This is a genomic window from Streptomyces sp. CRN 30 (genome assembly GCF_034105845.1).
Map to the genome: position 1 here is coordinate 58386 of NZ_JAVRHI010000159.1, position 17716 is coordinate 76101.

Here is a 17716-nt window from a genome sequence, read left to right on the forward strand (position 1 = left end):
CCTTCGCGGTCGGACTTCGTCAGGGGGCGGTCACACGGGCGGGAGCGCCGAGGGGGGCTCCCCCGGGGTCGACAGCAGGTCGAAGGCGGCGCGGACCACCGCCGCCATGGCCTCGGCCGTCTCCCGCCTGAACAGCGAGCTGTCGTAGTTGAGGCTGACCCGCAGGCCGTCCTCGGTCTCGTCGGCCAGGAAGGTCAGCGGGAACTTGCTGATCCGGGGCCGGTCGACGCGGCAGTGCTCGACGGTCAGGTCCTCGCCGGGGAACAGGTCCTCGACGGGGAGGCGGGGATAGTAGGCGAACATGACCTCGAACAGCGGGGTGCGGTCGCCGCCCTGCCGGAGGCCGAGGTCGCGGACCAGCGCCTCGAACGGGTACTCCTGGTGGTCCAGTGCCGTGAAGAGTTCCTCGGCGTGGGCGGTCAGCGACTCCCGCGGCGGCCGGGTGCGGTCGACGGACACCCGGACGGCGAGGGTGTTCACGAACATCCCGATGGTGGACCGGACCCGTTCGTCGCGCCTGCACTCCACCGGGATGCCCAGGGTGACGTCGTCCTGGCCGGTGAGGTGTGCCAGCACGCCCGCGAACAGCGAGAACAGCGCCGCGAACACCGTCGTCCCCGCCGCCCTGGCCAGTGCCTCCACCCGCTGCCGCCGCTCGGCGTCGATCCACAGCTCCACGTAGTCGCCGCTGAACCGCTGGACGGTGCCCCGGGGGAAGTCGAACGGCAGGTCCGGGGGCGGCCGTTCACCGCCGAGCCTGCCGAGCCAGTAGGCGCGCTGCCGGGCCCGCTCGGCGGTGTCCTCCCGGCCGGCGAGCAGCGCGTGGGCGGCGTAGCTCGGCCCGGGTGGCTCGGTGGTGGCGCCGCCGAGGTAGAGCCGCACCAGTTCGTCCAGCAGCAGAGCGACCGACGCGCCGTCGAAGACGATGTGGTGGACGTCGATGACGAGGTGGTGCTCCGTCTCCGAGCGGCTGGCCAGTTTGACGCGCATCAGCGGCGCCTCCGAGAGGTCGAAGGGCCGCACGAAGCCGCGCAGTACGTCGGTCTCCTCGCCGTCGCGGATCTCCTGGCGCACGATCGGCACCTCGGCGGTGGGTTCGACCAGGCCGACCACTTGGCGGTCGCGGACGGTGAAGCGGGTACGGAAGGCGTCGTGGCGCCGGACCAGTTCGTCGACGGCCTTGCGCAGGCGGGCCGCGTCGAGCGGGCCGCGGACGGCGAGGGAGAGCGGGATGTTGTAGGCGGTGCCGCGCGGGTCGAGTCGCTGGAGGTAGTAGATGCCCGCCTGGGACGGGGTGATCGGGTACGCGGTCGCGGTCAGTGCCTCGGGGGGCACCGGGGAGGCCGGGGCGGCCGCGGTGTGCCGGGGGTGCCGGTGCGTGTGCCGCGCCAGTGCGCGCACGGTGGGGTGGTGGTAGAGGTCGCTGATGCCGAGTCCGGTACCGAGTGCGTCGTTGAGGCGGGCGACGAGGGTCATTGCGCGGAGGCTGTCGCCGCCCAGGTCGAAGTAGGAGTCGTCGACGCCGGCGGCCGGGGCGTCCACGACGGTCCGCCAGATGTCGAGCATCCGGCGTTCGAGGTCGTTCCCGGGTGCCGCCGCGGGGCCGTCCGCCGCCGGCCGGGTGGTCCCCGGGGCGTGCAGCGCCCGCCGGTCCACCTTGCCGTTCGGCAGCAGCGGGAACTCCGCCAGGCGGACCGCCCGCGCCGGGACCATGTATCCCGGCAGGACGGCGGCGAGCGCCCGCCGGACGTCGGCCGGTTCCGCCGCGGGGCCGTCCGCGACGTAGCAGGCGTACAGCTCGGCCGTGCTCCCCTCCCCCGTGACCAGGACGGCGGCCCGCCGGACGCCGGGGAGGCGTTCCAGGGCGGTCTCGATCTCGCCGAGTTCGACGCGGCGCCCGCGGATCTTCACCTGCGCGTCGCGGCGGCCCAGGAAGACGAGGTTGCCGTCGGGCCGCCACCGGCCGTGGTCGCCGGTGCGGTACAGCCGCTCGCCGGGGAACTCCGGGTGCTCGGTGACGAACACCTCGGCGTCCAGGTCGGGCCGGTCGACGTATCCCGGGCTCAGGCACCGGCCGGACAGGTGGATCTCCCCCGGCACGCCGATGCCGGCCGGCTGTCCGGCGGCGTCGAGGACGTAGAGCCGGGTGTTGTCGACGGGCCTTCCGACGGGGACGTCGGCGGTGGTGTCGTCGAAGCGGTAGACGGTGCTGTAGGTGGTGTCCTCGGAGGGGCCGTACAGGTTCCTGACCTCGGTGCGGCTGAGGTCGAGGACCCGGCGGAGCGCGGGCGGCGCGGGTTCGCCGGCCACGTTGACCGCCGTGACGCCGGACAGGTCGTGGCCCGAGCGGACCAGTTCCATGATCACCGAGGGGACGGTGTTCAGAAGGACCCGGCGGTGCGCCCCGAGCCACTCGCCGATGTGCGCGGGCGACTCGACGACACGGAGGGTCCGGCCGGCCGCCAGGGTGGCGAACAGCTCGAAGACCGACAGGTCGAAGCAGAGGGACGTGGCGGCGAGGACCACCTCGAACTCCGTGGCGGCGAACTCGCGCAGGCTCCACCGGAGGAAGGCGGCGAGGTTGTCGTGGGTGATCCGGGTGCCCTTCGGGTCGCCGGTCGACCCGGAGGTGTAGATGACGTAGGCCAGGGACCGCGGCGCCGGAGTCACGGCCGGGGCGGCGGGCCAGGAGCCGAGGCCCGTCCGGAACCGCTCCATGACCGTCGCGTCCACGACTGTTCCGCATCCGCAGTCGCGCAGGACGAACTCGATCCGGCGTTCGGGGTAGGCCGGATCGAGCGGCACGTAGGCGGCGCCCGCCTTCAGCACGCCGATCAGACAGGCGACCAGCCAGTCGTCCCGTTCGAGGAGGATCGCGACGCGGTCCCCGGGACGCACGCGCAGTTCTCCGGCGAGGAATCCCGCGAACCGGTCGGACCGGGCGTCCAGTTCCGCGTAGGACACCGTCTCGTCGCCGTACAGCACCGCCGGATCGCCGGCCGACGCCGCGCACCGCTCGGCGAACAGGGTGAGGAACGGCGGGCAGTGCGGGTCGGTCCGGCCGCGTCCGAAGCCGTCCAGGACGAGGCGCCGTTCGGCCTCCGGCACGCAGCGCAGCCGGGCGAGCGGGCGTGCCGGATCGTCGCATGCCTCGGTGAGCAGCGTCTCCAGCGCGCCGATGAACCGGCGGACGTCTCCTTCGTCGTAGAGGTCGGTGTTGTACTCCACTTCGAGGCGGAGTCCGGCTCCCTCTTCCCGCTCGGCGAAGTCGAAGGTCGCGTCGAACTTGCTGAACCGTCGCGGGGCGGGCCTGCGCCGCAGCCGGAGGCCGGGGCCCTCGATGTGGTCGAGGGCGTGGTTCTCGGTGGCGTTCTGCAGGACGACGAGCAGGTCGAACACCGGGTTGCGGCCGGGGTCGCGGCGCGGCGCCAAGTCGTCGACGATGGCGTCGAACGGGTGGGCCCGGTGCTCCAGCGCCGCGGTGACGCCCCGCCCGACCCGGGCGAGAAGGGTCTCGAAGGTGTCGTCCGCCGTGAGCCGGGTGCGCAGCGGGAGTGTGTTGACGTAGAAGCCGATCTGGCCTTCCAGGTCGACGTGGTCGCGGCCCGCGACGGGTGTGCCGAGGGTGATGTCGGCCTGGCCGCTCTGCCGGAACAGTGTCGCCTTGAGGGCGGCCACCAGCACCATGAACAGGGTGCGGCCGTGCCGCGCGCCCAGTTCCTCGATCCGGGTGAGCAGGGGCGCGGGGAAGGTGTGGGTGACGACCGCGCCGTCGTGGGTCCTGACGACGGGGCGGGGCCGGCAGCCGGGGAGTTCGGCCGGGGGGACGGTGTCGACGCCGGCGAGGGTGTCGCGCCAGAAGCGGCGGTGGACGTCGTGGTCCGCGGAGGCCAGGCCGGCCCGCTGCCAGGCGGCGTAGTCCTTGTACTGCACGGGCAGTCCGGTCGTCGGCGGTCCCGCGGGCACGGGGTCGTAGAACCTGAGCAGGTCGCTCGCGAGCACGCCCAGCGACCAGGCGTCGCAGACGCTGTGGTGGACGGCGAGGACGAAGACGTGGCCGCCGTCGGCTGTCCCGGTGAGGGCGGCCCGCAGGAGGGGTCCCCGGGCGAGGTCGAAGGGGCGTGCCACGAACTCCGCGAGGAAGTCGTCCCCGGCCGACGGGGCGCGTTCCAGCCGGAAGCCCGTCGCCGACGCCGGAAGGATCACCTGCCGTACGTCGCCGTCGGGGCCCGCGCGGAACACGGTGCGCAGGCTCTCGTGTTTGTCGACGACCCTTCGCAGGGCGCTTTCCAGCCGCTCGGGCGAGATCTCGCCGTGGACCTCGTAGACCGAGTGGAGGTTGTACGCCCGGGACGCGGAGTCGAACTGGGAGGCCAGCCAGAGCCGGTGCTGGGCGTTGGAGAGTTCGTAGGTGTCGGCGGGGGCGAGCCGCCGGATGTCCGTGGACCGGCCGGGGGCCGCGGTCTCCAGGACGACGGCCAGGTCGTCCAGCCGGGAGTGGGTGAAGACGGTGTCGAGGGTCAGTTCGGCACCGAAGTCCCGTGAGACGCGCGAGAGCAGCCGGAGGGCGGTGAGGCTGTGCCCGCCCAGCGCGAAGAAGTCGTCGTGCCGTCCCACCCGTTCGCGGTCGAGCAGCTCCGCCCAGAGCCTGGCGAGCCGCCGCTCGGCGGGGGTGGCGGGCGGCTCGTGCCCGGCTGCCGCGTCGTCGCCGTCCGGTGCGGGCAGCGCCCGTTTGTCGAGCTTGCCGCTCGGGGTGCGGGGGAAGGACGTCCGGCGGCTGAACCAGGTCGGCACGGCGAACGGCGGCAGGCTCCGGGCGGCCTGCCGCCGCAGCGCGCCCGGGTCGATCGGGTCGTCCGAGACGACGTAGGCGACCAGGACCTCCTCGCCCCTGACCGGTTTGGCGCAGACGGCGACGTCGCGCACGCCGTCCAGGGCGCGGATCGCCCGTTCGACCTCGCCCGGTGCGATCCGGTAGCCGTTGATCTTCATCTGGTCGTCGGCACGTCCCACGTACTCCAGCCGGCCGTCGGCGTCGCAGCGGACGAGGTCGCCGGTCCGGTAGAGGACGCCGTCGAAACCGGTCTCGGCCGGGTCGAGGCGGACGAAGCGGCGCGCCTGCTCCTCGGGATCGTCGAGGTACCCCTTGGAGAGGCCGGCGCCGCCGAGGTACAGCTCGCCGACGAGGTACGGGGGGCAGAGCCGCTGTCGCGGGGTGAGGACGAGCAGGCGGATGCCGTCGACCGGCCTGCCCAGGGGTACCGGTCCGCCGTCGGGCCGCAGGTCCTCGGCGGTGAGCCGGTGATGGCTGACGACGTCGGTGAACTCGGTGGGGCCGTAGGAGTTCATGACCGCCGCCCGGAAGGCGGGCGACCGGACCCAGGCGTCGAGTTTCGCGGCGTCGACCGGTTCGCCGCCGAGCACCACGTGCCGCAGCGGCGCGAGCGCGCGGAACCGGTCGGCGGCGCCGAACTCCAGCAGCGGGTAGAACGCGCTCGGCGCGCAGTTGAGCACCTCGATGCCGTGCTCGCCGATGTAGCGGGCCATCGCGGAGTAGTCGTCCAGTGCCGCGCCCAGCAGGTGCAGCCGCCCCCCGCACAGCAGCGGGGCGAACAGGTTCTTCTGCGCGAGGTCGAAGCTGACCGGGGCGATGAGGAGGAAGGCGGGGGGCCGCTCTCCCGCGCACACCTCCCGGGTGTACCAGGCCAGGAGGTTGCGGAAGGCGCCGTGCTCGACCGCGACGCCTTTCGGGGTGCCGGTGGAGCCGGAGGTGAAGATGACGTACACGCTGTCGTCGGCGCGGACGTCCACCGGGGGGCGGGTCGTCGGGCACGCGGCGATCCGGTCCGCGAGCCCGGTCAGCGCGACGGTGTTCGCCGGCGGCGCCGCGAGGTCCGCGGGCGCGCGCACGATGACGGCGGCGGCGCGGCTCCGCTCGATCAGCAGGGTCTGGCGGTCCGCCGGGTAGCGCAGGTCGATCGGGACGTACGCCGCGCCCGCCTTGAGCACCGCCAGGACCGCAACGACCAGGTCGGCGCTGTCGGGGAGCGCGATCCCGACGAAGTCCCCGCGGCCGACGCCGTGCGCGTCGCGCAGCAGGTGGGCGAGTTGGTTGGCGCGTTCGTCGAGCCGCCGGTAGGTGAGGGTGCCGGCGGCGTCGACGACCGCCACGGCGTCGGGGGTGGCGGCGGCCTGCCGGTGGAAGTCGACGAGGAGGCTCGGGGGGAGACCGGGCTCCGGCGGCGGGCCGGTCAGGGCGGCGGTGAGCCGGTCGGTCTCGGGGCCGGTGAGGATCGGGACCCGGCGCAGCGGCAGGTCGAGGCCGTCCCTGAGGTCGCGGACGAGTCCGGTGTAGTGGCGCAGGAACCGGACGGCCAGCCGTTCGTCGCACCCCGGGCCGAAGGACAGGCCGAACTCCCGGTCGGTCGCGTCCACCGGCACCTTCAGCCACCAGGCCGTCCCGGTCGCGAGCCAGGCATGGGTGACCGGTTCCTTCCCGCACACCAGGCCGAAGCGGACGGTGTCCAGTGCGCCGTCCTCGGTGTCGAGCCAGTCGCGCAGGCCGTCCCACGGGTAGGCGCGGTAGGGCAGGCCCTCCCGGGTCTCCGCGCGGGTGACGCCGATGGCGTCCCTGAGGGTCCCGTCCTCGTCGAAGGGGGCGGTGCGGAAGACGGGCACCCCGGCGTCGCGGGCGGGATCGCTCACGGCGATCGCGTCGGACTCCGGTCCGAAGCAGTACGCGAGCAGGAAGCGGTACAGGGTGGCGTACAGGACCGTCTGGGCCGGTACGTCGTTCCGGGCGGCCTTGCGCAGGAAGGCCAGGTCCTCCTCGGGCACGGTCAGCGACGTGTACGTCCGGCCGTCGGCGGGGCCCGACGGGGTGAGCGCCATGGGCAGGTCCGACCGCTCCCGGCTGCTGAGCTTTTTCGCCCAGTAGTCCAGGGCGATGCGCGGGTCCAGCGTGTTGTCCGTCATCGTCCCGTCCGTCCCGTCCGTGGCGTCGGTGGCGTCGCTAGAAGTCGAAGTCGATGTCGTGGCCGGCGGCGGCGGTCCGTTCCTCCTCGACCTTGCCGCTGTACGCGGCGAGGGGCAGCCCGGGGGCTTCCGTCACCTCGGCGAGGAGTGCCGTGAAACGCCGCCAGAGCAGGGCGACGGTCTCCTCGTCGTAGAGGCCGGGATCGAACTCGACCATCGTCTCGACGCGTCCGTCGCGCGCCACGAAGTTGAAGGTCAGGTCGAACTTGGCGACGCACGCCCGGCGTCGGCGCAGGGTGATGTCGATGCCGGTCGCGCGGCGTACCCGTTCCTCCAGGTCCGCGTGGTCGTGCAGGACCAGCAGGACGTCGAAGAGGAACCCGCGTCCCGCCCCGGGGTGCGGCACGACGTCGGCGAGCTGTTCCAGCGGGTACAGCTGGTGCGCGTGGGACTCCAGGAACTCGGTGCGGGCGAGCGCCAGCAGTTCGCGGAAGGTGGTGCGGGGTGTGAAGGCCGTCCTGAGGGCGAGGGTGTTGGCGAGGAAGCCGAGCTGCGGCGCCAGATGCCGGGAGAACTCGCGGCCCGTCGACAGCGTGCCGAGGCAGAGGTCCGTCTGGCCGGTCCGCTCGTGCAGGGTCAGCACCAGGGTGGCGTGCAGGAGGGTGAAGAGGGTGACGCCCTCGCTGCGGCACAGCTCCCGGGCGCGGGCGGCCGCCGTCTCGTCGAGGTGGCCGTGGAGGACGGCGCCGGTGAACGACTTGACGGGGCCGCGCGGCCGGTCCGTGCGCAGTCGCAGGGCGGGCACGCCGTCCTTGAGTTTCCGGTGCCAGTAGGCGCGGCTGGGTTCCAGCAGGCCCCGGGCGGCGATGTCCCGCAGCCACAGGGCGTAGTCGCCGTACTGGACGGCCGGTTCGGGCAGTGCCGTGCGGCGTCGCGCGTAGGCGGTGAGCACCTCCTCGGTGAAGACGGCCACGGAGATCGCGTCGCAGACGATGTGGTGCATGGAGAGCATCAGCACGTCGTGCGGGCCGGCGCCGGTCACGGAGGTCACCTGGAACAGCGGGCCGGTGGCCAGGTCGAACCGCCGGTGCAGTTCGCGCTGTTCGACGGCGGTCAGGGCCTGTTCCCGGTCGTCGTCCGGGCCGACGCGCTCGACCAGGACCTCGCTGCCCGCCGGGGTGTCCTCGACGCGCTGCACCACCTCGTCGTCGCGCAGGGCGAAGCGGGTGCGCAGGATCGCGTGCCGGGCGGTCACCGCGTCGACGGCGCGCGCGAGCCGGCGCGGTTCGAGGCCGCCGGCGACGTGGGCCGAGGCCAGCACGTTGTAGGACGTGCGCTGGTCCTGCACCCAGATCCGGGTCTGGGCGGAGGTGGCGGGGTACTCGGGGCGGGCCGGGTGCCGGGACAGCTCCGGCCACGTCCCGGTCCGGGCCGGTGCGAGGCGCGCGGCGACGGCGGCGACGGTGGGGGCCTCGAAGACGTCCTTGAAGGAGAGGGTGAGGCCGGTGGTCCGCTCCAGGCGGTGCAGCAGTTCGATGACGCCGATGGAGTTGCCGCCCAGTTCGAAGAAGGACGTCTCCGGGCCTGCGGGCGCGACCCCCAGGACGTCCTCCACGCAGGCGGCCACGGCCCGCTCCCGCTCGGTCAGCGGCCGCTCGGGGCGGCCGTCGCGCGGGGCGGGTGGACCGGGCGGCGGCAGTCTGGCGGTGTCGACCTTGTTGTTCGGTGTGAGCGGGAAGGCGCCGAGCACGCGGACGGCGGCCGGGACCATGTGGGCGGGCAGCGACCGCGCCAGCAGGTCGCGCAGGCCGGCGGCGTCCGGTGCGGCGGGCCGCCGCTCGTCGGGGATCTCCGCGTAGGCGGTCAGCGAGTCGGTGCCGTCGCCGCCGCGGTGCCGGCGGACCAGGGCGCGGGTGACGGCGGGATGGCTCGTCAGGACGGTCTCGATCTCGGCGGGTTCGACGCGGTAGCCGTTCACCTTGACCTGCCGGTCGGCGCGTCCCACCAGCTCGATCTCGCCGCTGGGCAGGAACCGTCCGAGGTCGCCGGTGCGGTAGCCGCCGGGCGGGAACTTCGCCGCGGTGAGGCCGGGCAGGCCGAGGTAGCCGCGGGCGACGTGTGCGGAGCCGACCACGATCTCGCCGACCTCGTACACCTCCGGGCCGCCGCCGTGCTCGGTCCGGAGCTTCAGGGTCGTGCCGTCGCAGGGCGTGCCGAGGGTGACGGCGCGCGCGGCGTGCCCGGGTTCGAACCGGTGCAGTGAGCCGAGGGTGTTCTCGGCCTGGCCGTACAGGTTGTGCAGGCCGACTCGGGGGGCCAGTTCGAAGTGCCGGACGACGTCGGCGGTCAGGACGGGTTCGCCGCCCAGGACGACGGCGCGCAGCCGGCCGGTGTCCGGGCCGTTCCGGGTGGCCAGCATCGTGCGGTACAGCGAGGGTGTGGTGTGCAGGACGGTGACGGACCGGTCGGCCGCCCACTGCCACAGGTCGCGGTGGGCGGTGGACTCGTGCAGGGCCAGGACCTCCAGCCGGGCGCCGGTGACCAGGGCCGTCCAGACGTCCAGCACGGCGGCGTCGAATCCGAGCGACGAGACGAGGGTGAGGGTGTCCCGTTCGGTGATCGACAGCCGTCGGCGGTACTGCTCGACGAAGTACCGTACGTTCTCCGCCCGCTGGATCACGGCCTTGGGCGTGCCGGAGGTGCCGGAGGTGTACAGCAGGTAGCCGCTCTCCGGCGGCGGGGCGGTGGTGGCCCCGGGGGACGGCGCCGCGTGGATCTCGTCGACGCGCACCGTCCTCGGTCCGTCCGCTCCGTCGGTCCAGGGCAGGTCCCCGGCCGCCAGGACCGTGCGCACCCCCGCGTCGGCGACGATCCGGCGGAGCCGTGGAGCGGGGTCCCGCGGTTCGAGGACCACGTAGCGCCGGCCGGCGTCGAGCGCGCCGACCATCGCGGCGAGCGCGGCGGCGGTGTCCGCGGCGCGGAAGCAGAGGCCGACCGGGTCGTCCCCGGGTTCTTCGCGCAGGTGCGCGGCGACACGGAGGCTCGTGTCGAGGAGTTCTCCGTACGTCGTCCCGCCCCGCGGGGTCACCACCGCCGTCCGCCCGGGGTGCCGTGCCATGGTCTCCCTGACGGCCGCGAGCAGGGTGGGCGGGGCGTCGGCGGGTGCCTCGGCCGCGGGCGGGCGGGCGCGGCGGGGCGGTACGGGGCGAGGCGGTACGAGGAGGGGTACGGCGTCCAGCGGTTCGTCCGGCCGTTCGGTGAGCCGGTGCAGGCATGTCCGGAACCCGTCCGTCCACAGGCGCACCGTGTCGGGTTCGAACAGCGAGGTGTCGTAGTCCCAGCGCAGCGCGCCGCGTCCGTCGCCGTCGAGGGCGGCGTAGACGTCGAGGTCGAGCCGGGCGGTGAGGCCCTGGTCGCCGAGGAAGCCGGCGGCGACCCGGTCGGGGGCGGCGAAGGTGAGTCCGTTGAAGTACACGGAGGTGAGCGGCGTGCGCGGGGCGGGCCCGCCGGTGCCGCGCTCCCCCGCCGCGGCGCTCTCCGGTACGGCGCGGCGGCGGAGCGCGTCGGCCAGGACGGCGGTGACCGCCGCGGCCCGGTCGGCGCCGGACCGCCCGGCGTCGAGTTCGACGCGCAGGGTGGCCGGGTTGACGCAGGGGCCGAAGGTGTCCTTCATGGCGGGCAGGTCGCGGTCGAGGAGCGGCACGCCGAGGACGACGTCCGTGCGGCGCGTGATCCTGCCGATGACGGTGGCGAACGCGGTGAGCGCCACGGCGAACGGGGTCGTGCCCCAGCGGCGGGCCGCCCCGGCGAGGGACCGGGACTCTTCGTCGCTCAGGTGCAGCCACCGGCTCGCGACCGGACCGCGGGCGCCGTCGGCGGCGGGCCGGCGGTCCCGGGGCAGCCGCAGCGGGACGGCGTCCGCGAGCCGCTCGCGGCGGTGCGCGGCGCTGTCGCCACCGTCCCGGGCGACCGCGCGGCGCTGCCTCAGGACGTAACCCCGGTAGGAGGTGTCGGGTTTCGCGTCGGCCAGTGGCCCGGCGCCGGTCACCGCGGTGAGCAGCCGCTGGGCCAGCGCGTGGAGCGAGAAGCCGTCGCACACCACGTGGTGGGCGACGAGGATCAGCGTGCTGGAACCGTCCGGCAGGAGGGTCAGCACGGCCCGGAACAGGGGGTGTTCGTCGAGGTCGAAGGGTTCTCGTACGAGCGCGCCGGCGTTCGCGTCCAGTTCCTCGGCCGCCCGCCGTCCGTCCAGGGCGGTGAGGTCGAGCACCTGGGGCCGGTACGCGTCCGAGTCGGCGGGGACAAGGCCCAGGCGTCCGTCCCGCCGGACGATCCGGCACCGCAGCAGTTCCGCGCGGCCGAGTTCGACGGCGACCGCTTCCTCGACGCGTTCGCGCGGGACGCCGGGCGGGAAGCCGACCCGGACGGGGATGTTGTAGCGGCTGTCGGGCGTCCTCGACTGGTGGTCGACCCAGATCGCCTCCTGGACGGCGCTCAGGGGCAGCGGGCCGTCGTCCGTCCGTTCCGCGGGCTCGTCCGCCGGTGGCAGGGTGTCCAGGTGCGCCGCGAGAGCGGGGACCGTCCGGTGGGTGTAGAGCGCTTCGACGCCGACCGCCCGGCCCGACGCCGCCGACACCGCGGCGGCGAGTTCGGCGATCCCGAGGGAGTCGAGGCCCACTCCGAAGAAGGTGTCGTCGCGCCCGATGCGGAGCGGTCCCCTGCACCGCTGGACCGCCTCGGCGACCAGCCGTTCGGCGTCCGAGACCGCCGGGAACGGGGTCGGTTCCGGGCCGGCCGGCTCGTCGCCCGCCGCCGTCCAGTGGGCGAGGCCGTCGGTCCGGCCGGCGAGGAAGTCGGCCTTGCAGAGCGTCCGCTGGAGCTTGCCGCTGCTGGTGCGCGGCAGCCGGCGGTCGGCGACGAGGAAGACCGCCGCCGGGGCGATGCCGTACTCCTCCAGCAGCACGGTGCGGACCGACCGGATGACGTCGTCGTGGGGCAGGCCGCAGGTACGCCGGTACTCGCACAGCACGATCAGTTCCTCGCCGTGCTCCCCGTCGACGGAGAACACCACGCAGCCGTCCCGGGCCACGCCCGGCGCGCCCTCGGCGATCGCCCACTCCAGGTCGTACGGGTAGTGGTTGCGTCCGCGGACGATGACCAGTTCCTTGGTCCGGCCCGTCACGTGCAGCTCGCCGTCGCGCAGGAAGCCCAGGTCCCCGGTGCGGTAGAACGGGCCCTCGCCGGTGCTGGTGCGGGCGCGGAACGCCTCGGATGCCTCGGTGTCGTTCCAGTAGCCGCTCGCGATGCTCGCGCCGCTCAGCCACACCTCCCCCACCTCGCCGTCCGGGCGCTCCGCGCCGTCCTCGCCGACGACGACACAGCGGAAGCCGCGCGGGACGCCGCACGACACGACGGCCGCCGCGGACGGCGCGGAAGACGCGGACGACGCGGAATGCCCGGTCGGCGCGAGCGGCGCGGGCGCGCGGTCGGCGGACGTGCCGCCCGGTGGGCGCGTGACGCAGCCGTCGGCGGCCGACACGAGCAGCGTGGCCTCCGCCATGCCGTAGCAGGGCCGGAACGCCTCGGCGCGGAAGCCGGCCGGGGCGAAGCGCTCGGCGAAGGCCGTGAGGGTCGGTTCGCGGACGAGTTCGGCACCGCAGTAGGCGACCCGCCAGCCGCTCAGGTCGAGCCGGGCGATCTCCTCGTCGTCGACGCGGTCCACGCAGTGCTGGTAGCCGAAGTTGGGGCCGCCGCTGCCGGTCGCGCGGTAGTGGCTGATCGCCTCCAGCCAGGACAGGGGCCTGCGGAGCAGTTCGACGGGTGAGAGGAACACCGCGTGCGCGCCGACGTGGACGGAGTGCAGGACGTTTCCGATGAGTCCCATGTCGTGGTAGAAGGGCAGCCAGGAGACGATCGTCGAGCCGCTGTCCTGGCCGAAGGCGGCACGGATCAGTTCCTGGTTGCGGTACAGGTTCCGGTGCGAGACGACGACGCCCTTCGGGGCGCCGGTGGAGCCGGACGTGTACTGGAGCAACGCCGGGTCGTCCGGGCGCGTGGCCGCGGGCGGGAAGGCGTCCGGGATGTCGCCGCCGGTCACGACGGACTCGGTGACGAGGCAGGGCACGGTGTCCGCGAGCCGCTCGCCCGCGCGGCGGAGCACGGACGGGTCGGTGAGGACCACGGAGACCTGCGCGTCGGCCGCGATGGCGAGGAGCCGGTCGGCCGAGCGGGCGTTGCGCGGCGGGTAGCAGGGCACGGGCACGATCCCGGCGAGCAGGCAGGCCCAGAACGCGCGGACGAACTCCGGGCCGTGCGGGTAGAGCAGCAGCGCCCTGGCGCCCCGGGGGAAGCGGGCCAGGCGGGCCGCGAGGGCGGCGACGGCGGCGTGCAGTTCGCCGTAGGTGAGGGTGTGCGCGTCGTCCGGTCCGCCGCGCAGGAAGGTGTACGCGGGTCCGGCCGGTGCCTCGGCGGCGCGGCGCGCCAGGACGGCGCCGAAGTTGTGGTGTCCCTGTCCGGGGCCGGTGTCCTCAGCCATCGACGCGCTCCCGCCTCGCCTCGCCGTACGCCGTCCTGATCCGTCGGCGCCGGAGCTTTCCGGTGCCGGTGAGCAGGCCGTTCTCCACGGTGAACGGCTCCTCGGTGTGCACGAACCAGGTGACCTTCTCGTGGTCGGCCAGTTCGGTGTTGAGCGCGGCGAGGTAGCCGCGCAGCGCGTCGCGGCCGCCGCGTTCGGCGGGCCAGTACGCGACGGCGGTGATCCGTTTGCCGTCGAAGGACGTGACGCAGAGGGAGTTCTCGGTCTTCAGGTCGTGGAAGACGGTCTCCACGCCGGCGGGGAAGACCTTCTTGCCGTTGTCGAGGACGATGACGTCGTCCTTGCGTCCGTCGAGGAAGAGGAAGCCGTCCGCGTCGAGGTGGCCGAGGTCGCCGGTGCGGATCCAGCCGTCCTCGTCGAAGGTGACGACCGAGGGGTCGGCCAGTTCGCCGCGGTCGATCCGGACGAGGATCTCGCCGTCCGCGCCGATCCGTACCGGCACCCGGGGCCGGCCGACGCTGCCGATGCGGAAGTCCTTCTCGGAGCTCATGGAGATGATGCGGGGCAGTTCGCTCTGTCCGTATCCCTCGTAGATCTTCACGCCGACCCGGTGGAACGTCGTGAGGGTGCGCGGGTCGATCGGGGCGCTGCCGGTGACGAAGTAGTCCGCGCGCCCGCCGTAGACCTTGCGCACCTGGGGGAAGAGGTAGCGGTCGAAAAGACGCTTGACGGGGTTGCGGTTGCCCAGGCGGTTGACGCCCAGCCGGAGGTAGAGGCGGTGGACGGCCTTGCGGCGGTCGTCGAGCTGCTGGAGCTTGTGCTCGATCCGCGCCGCGAGCGCCTCGTAGATCATGGGGACGCTCACCATGATGTTGGGTTTCTCGACGGTCAGGTCCTGTACGCAGCGCAGGGGTTCGGAGAGCACGATGTCGATCTTCCGCATCAGTGCCAGTCGTACGAAGGCCCGCTGCTGGGGGTGGGAGAAGGGCATGAAGAGGAAGAGCCTGTTGTCCTTGCGGCTCCAGAAGCTGGTCCGGTAGCGGTAGTACCGGACGGCCAGTGCGGCGGCGCGCTTCAGGGGCGGCGCCGGCTGTTCGGGCGGGAAGGTCAGGTCGACGCGCTTGGCCTTGCCGGAGGTGCCCGAGGAGTATCCGGTCGAGTAGTGGTCCAGCATCCCCTCGGCCGTGCATGTCCACTCGGTGCCTTCGAGGAGGTCGAAGTCGTATCTCGGGGCGGCGCCGCGGGTCCGGAAGAACCACACCGGCGCGTGGACCTCGGTGAGCCGGTCGGCCAGCGCGTGGTCGGCGAGCACGACATGGGCGCCGGCCTCGCGGAAGAGGTCAGCGATCTCGGCGGCGGTCAGGAACTCCGGGACCGCGACGGACCGGAACCCCGCCTTGAGGCAGGCGAGGTCGAGCACCATCCACGCGTACGACGTCGGCCCGATCAGCCCCACGGCGAACTCGCCGGCCGCGGGCCGCAGCGACGCCAGCCGGGCGACGGCGCGGTCGATGTCACGGGCCAGCTCGGACCAGGGCGTGCGGACCCGTCCGCCGTCGCGGTGCACCACCTCGTTGACGTCGTTGTCCGCCAGCGCCTGGAGGGCCGCGAAGAGCTGCCGCCTCATCCCAGGTTCCTGCGGATGGTCGCCGCGACCTCGCCGAACCGGCTGCCGAGGAACAGCTGGTCGGGCGGCAGGACGTTCTCGCCGAAGACCTCGTCGACCTCCAGGACCATCCGCACCGATTTCAGGGAGGTGCCGCCCAGGTCGAAGAAGTCGTCGGCGGCGGTGATGTCGTCGACCTTGAGGATCTCGCGCCAGATGGCGGCGAGTTTCTCCTCGATCTCGGACGGCGGGCCCGTCTCGGCGGTGTCGTCGGCGGGTGTCCGGGCGAGGAGGGCGGCGGCGTCCACCCGGCCGCGGCCGTCCCTCGGGAGGGCCGGCAGGAACCGCAGCCGGTCCGCGGGCAGGCCGGTGAACTCGGTGCCCGGTGCGGCGCGCAGGGCGGCGGCCAGTGCCCGGGGGGTGGCGAGCGGCCTGCGCCAGGGCGGGGCGGTGGTGTCGGGGCCGACGGGTCCCCGGCGTGCGTAGACGCCGTACATGTCGGTCTCCAGCAGGTCCCGGTTGCGGTCGACCAGCACCTGGAAGCCCTTGTCGCGGAGGAGGGAGACGCAGGCGGCGACCCGGCCGTCGATGTCGTGGACCTCCATCACCACCTGGTCGACGCGGCTCCACAGGTCGTCGTCGATGCCGAGCAGGACCTGCCACTCCGCCTTCTCGACGTCGATCTTCAGCAGGTCGACGCGGTCGACGGCGTGTCCTTCGAGCGCCTGTCGCAGGGTCCGCACCTCGCACTCGACCGACTCGCCTGCCAGCAGTTCGGCGACCATCGCGTCGAGTCCGGCTCCGGCCTCCTCGGTGCCGGCGAGGTAGGTCCTGAGGACGTCGCGGTCCGTGCGGTCGGCGAGCAGGCCGGACATCGCGGTGTTCTTCGGGTAGTAGGTGATCCGTGTCCGGCGCCGGGTGTCGCCGACCGCGACGGGGACGACGACCAGGTCGATGCCGTGCAGCCGGGCGTTCAGCTCGACGGCCCGGCAGAGCTGCGGGACGGGTTCGAACGCGATGACGCGGGCGCCCGGCCGCACGAGTCCGAAGAGCACCGAGGCGCCGCCGACGTTCGCTCCGACGTCGACGACGGTGGGGTGTTCGGGGAGGGTCACGCCGTTGCGCAGATACTCGTTGTCCCGGAACACCTCGCGGTGGAGGAAGTCCGCCTCGCGCCGGTTGCGGTGGAAGAGCATCAGGTCGTCGTCGGGTTCGAACAGGGTGAGTCCGCCGTCCGTCTCCTCGCGGAGGGCGACCGCCCGCCGGACGGCGGGGGCGGCCGGGCCGGGTACGGCGAAGACCGCGACGGGGCTCCGGTCCCCCGTCCGGTGCCGCAGGACGGCGTACTCCTCCACGAGCCCGCCGGGGCCGCGGCCGTGGTGCTCGACGTCGAGGGCGTGTGTGTCGGTCATCGGTGTCCCGGTGTGATCGCGTGCCGCGCCGCCACGAAGTCGACGGCCAGCCCAGTCAGTCGGATCGAGGTGTCGAAGACGGAGAGGTGGTCGCCGGACGGCTCCTCGACCAGTCGCGCGCGGGCCAGCTCGCGCGCGACACGGTGCGATCCGGCCGGGTGCGCGGTGGTGTCGGTGCGGCTGGTCACCACCAGCGTCGGGTGCGCGATGCCGGCGAGCAGGCCGGTGATGTCGAACGTCATGATGGCGAGGTTGAGGCGGCAGTAGTGGTGGAACAGGGCCGGTGTCGCGTACGGGTAGAGGACCAGCGGCGCGACCCGTTCTGGGATCTTCGCCAGGGCGGCCGGGCGGTGCATGAGCTTCTGGTAGGCGGTGGCCTTGTCGAGGCTGTCGGCGCCCAGTTCCATCAGCGCCTGGACGTCCCGCTGGTGGTCGGTCTTGGTGGAGTCCGCGCCGAAGTCGTAGTCGCCGTGCCACAGGCTCACCGACCCGAACCGTTCCGGGTGGCGGTGGACCGCGTCGAGGGCGAGCACCGCGCCGCCGCAGAGGCCCATCACATGGGGGGCCGGCAGGTCGAACGCGTCCATGACGGCCAGCAGGTCGTCGGCCTGGTCGGCGACGCCGCTCGCCGTGCCCGGCGCGGGGCCGTCCGGGTCGAACATGCCGCGGGACTGCCAGGTCACGACGTGGTGGTCCGCGCCGAGCGCCCGCAGCCAGCGCCGGGACAGGGCGACGGGCATACCGCACGGAGGGACGAGGACCACCGCCGGTCTCGTCCGGTCGCCCACGGCGAACGCGTCGAGGACCAGGCCGTCGCGGGTGCGGACCGGCACCGCGCGGGGTGCCAGCTCGCGCGCCCGTGCGGCGGCCCGCCGGACGGGCGCGTCCCCGGCCTGCCGGGCCCGGTCCGCCAGGGGGCCGCCGTCCCGGAGCAGGCCGCGGAGCCGGCGCTCCACGGCCAGTCCGAACGAGCTGGGGGTCTGCTCGGGTACGGTACGCACCTCGACGGTCTGCCGCAGCCCCACCTCGCGGGCGACGGTGTCGAGCAGCCGCCCGGCGGCCCCGCCGTGGTGCTCGTGCTCCTCCACGACCACCTCGAAGCGGTCCTGCGGCAGCCGGTCGGCCAGCGGTTTGATCTCGCCGAAGACCTCGACGGCCCTGGCCGCCCACTCCTCGAACCCGTCCACG

The 17716-nt window shown here is 73.7% G+C and carries 5 protein-coding genes; all 5 read right to left on the reverse strand.

Annotation, left to right across the window (positions count from 1 at the left end; all coding sequences use genetic code 11):
* Positions 1 to 30 precede the first annotated feature (30 nt).
* The 5 genes from UW392_RS15755 to UW392_RS15775 are packed head-to-tail and all read right to left on the reverse strand — an operon-like array spanning position 31 to position 17715.
* Entirely contained in the window at positions 31 to 6975 is a 6945-nt protein-coding gene (locus UW392_RS15755; RefSeq protein WP_320775621.1) for a non-ribosomal peptide synthetase, read from the reverse strand.
* Between the two features lie 37 nt (positions 6976 to 7012).
* The gene (locus UW392_RS15760; protein WP_320775622.1) at positions 7013 to 13510 is read right to left on the reverse strand and encodes a condensation domain-containing protein; all 6498 of its coding nucleotides are present in this window, start codon (positions 13508 to 13510) and stop codon (positions 7013 to 7015) included.
* Entirely contained in the window at positions 13503 to 15137 is a 1635-nt protein-coding gene (locus tag UW392_RS15765) for an AMP-binding protein (RefSeq protein ID WP_320775623.1), read from the reverse strand. Before UW392_RS15765 ends, UW392_RS15760 begins: the two co-directional genes overlap by 8 nt.
* On the reverse strand, positions 15134 to 16528 hold the full coding sequence (locus tag UW392_RS15770; RefSeq protein WP_320775624.1) for an FkbM family methyltransferase: 1395 nt from the start codon (positions 16526 to 16528) through the stop codon (positions 15134 to 15136). The genes UW392_RS15765 and UW392_RS15770 overlap by 4 nt, the downstream gene beginning before the upstream one ends.
* Positions 16525 to 17715: an alpha/beta hydrolase gene (locus UW392_RS15775; protein ID WP_320775625.1), complete on the reverse strand. Its 1191-nt coding sequence runs from the start codon at positions 17713 to 17715 to the stop codon at positions 16525 to 16527. The genes UW392_RS15770 and UW392_RS15775 overlap by 4 nt, the downstream gene beginning before the upstream one ends.
* Position 17716: the final 1 nt, after the last annotated feature.

What these genes read in the sequence shown, in the direction of transcription:
- UW392_RS15770 (WP_320775624.1), bottom strand. Translation starts at nt 16,528, where the DNA reads ATGACCGACACACACGCCCTCGACGTCGAGCACCACGGCCGCGGCCCC.
- UW392_RS15755 (WP_320775621.1), bottom strand. Translation starts at nt 6,975, where the DNA reads ATGACGGACAACACGCTGGACCCGCGCATCGCCCTGGACTACTGGGCG.
- UW392_RS15760 (WP_320775622.1), bottom strand. Translation starts at nt 13,510, where the DNA reads ATGGCTGAGGACACCGGCCCCGGACAGGGACACCACAACTTCGGCGCC.
- UW392_RS15765 (WP_320775623.1), bottom strand. Translation starts at nt 15,137, where the DNA reads ATGAGGCGGCAGCTCTTCGCGGCCCTCCAGGCGCTGGCGGACAACGAC.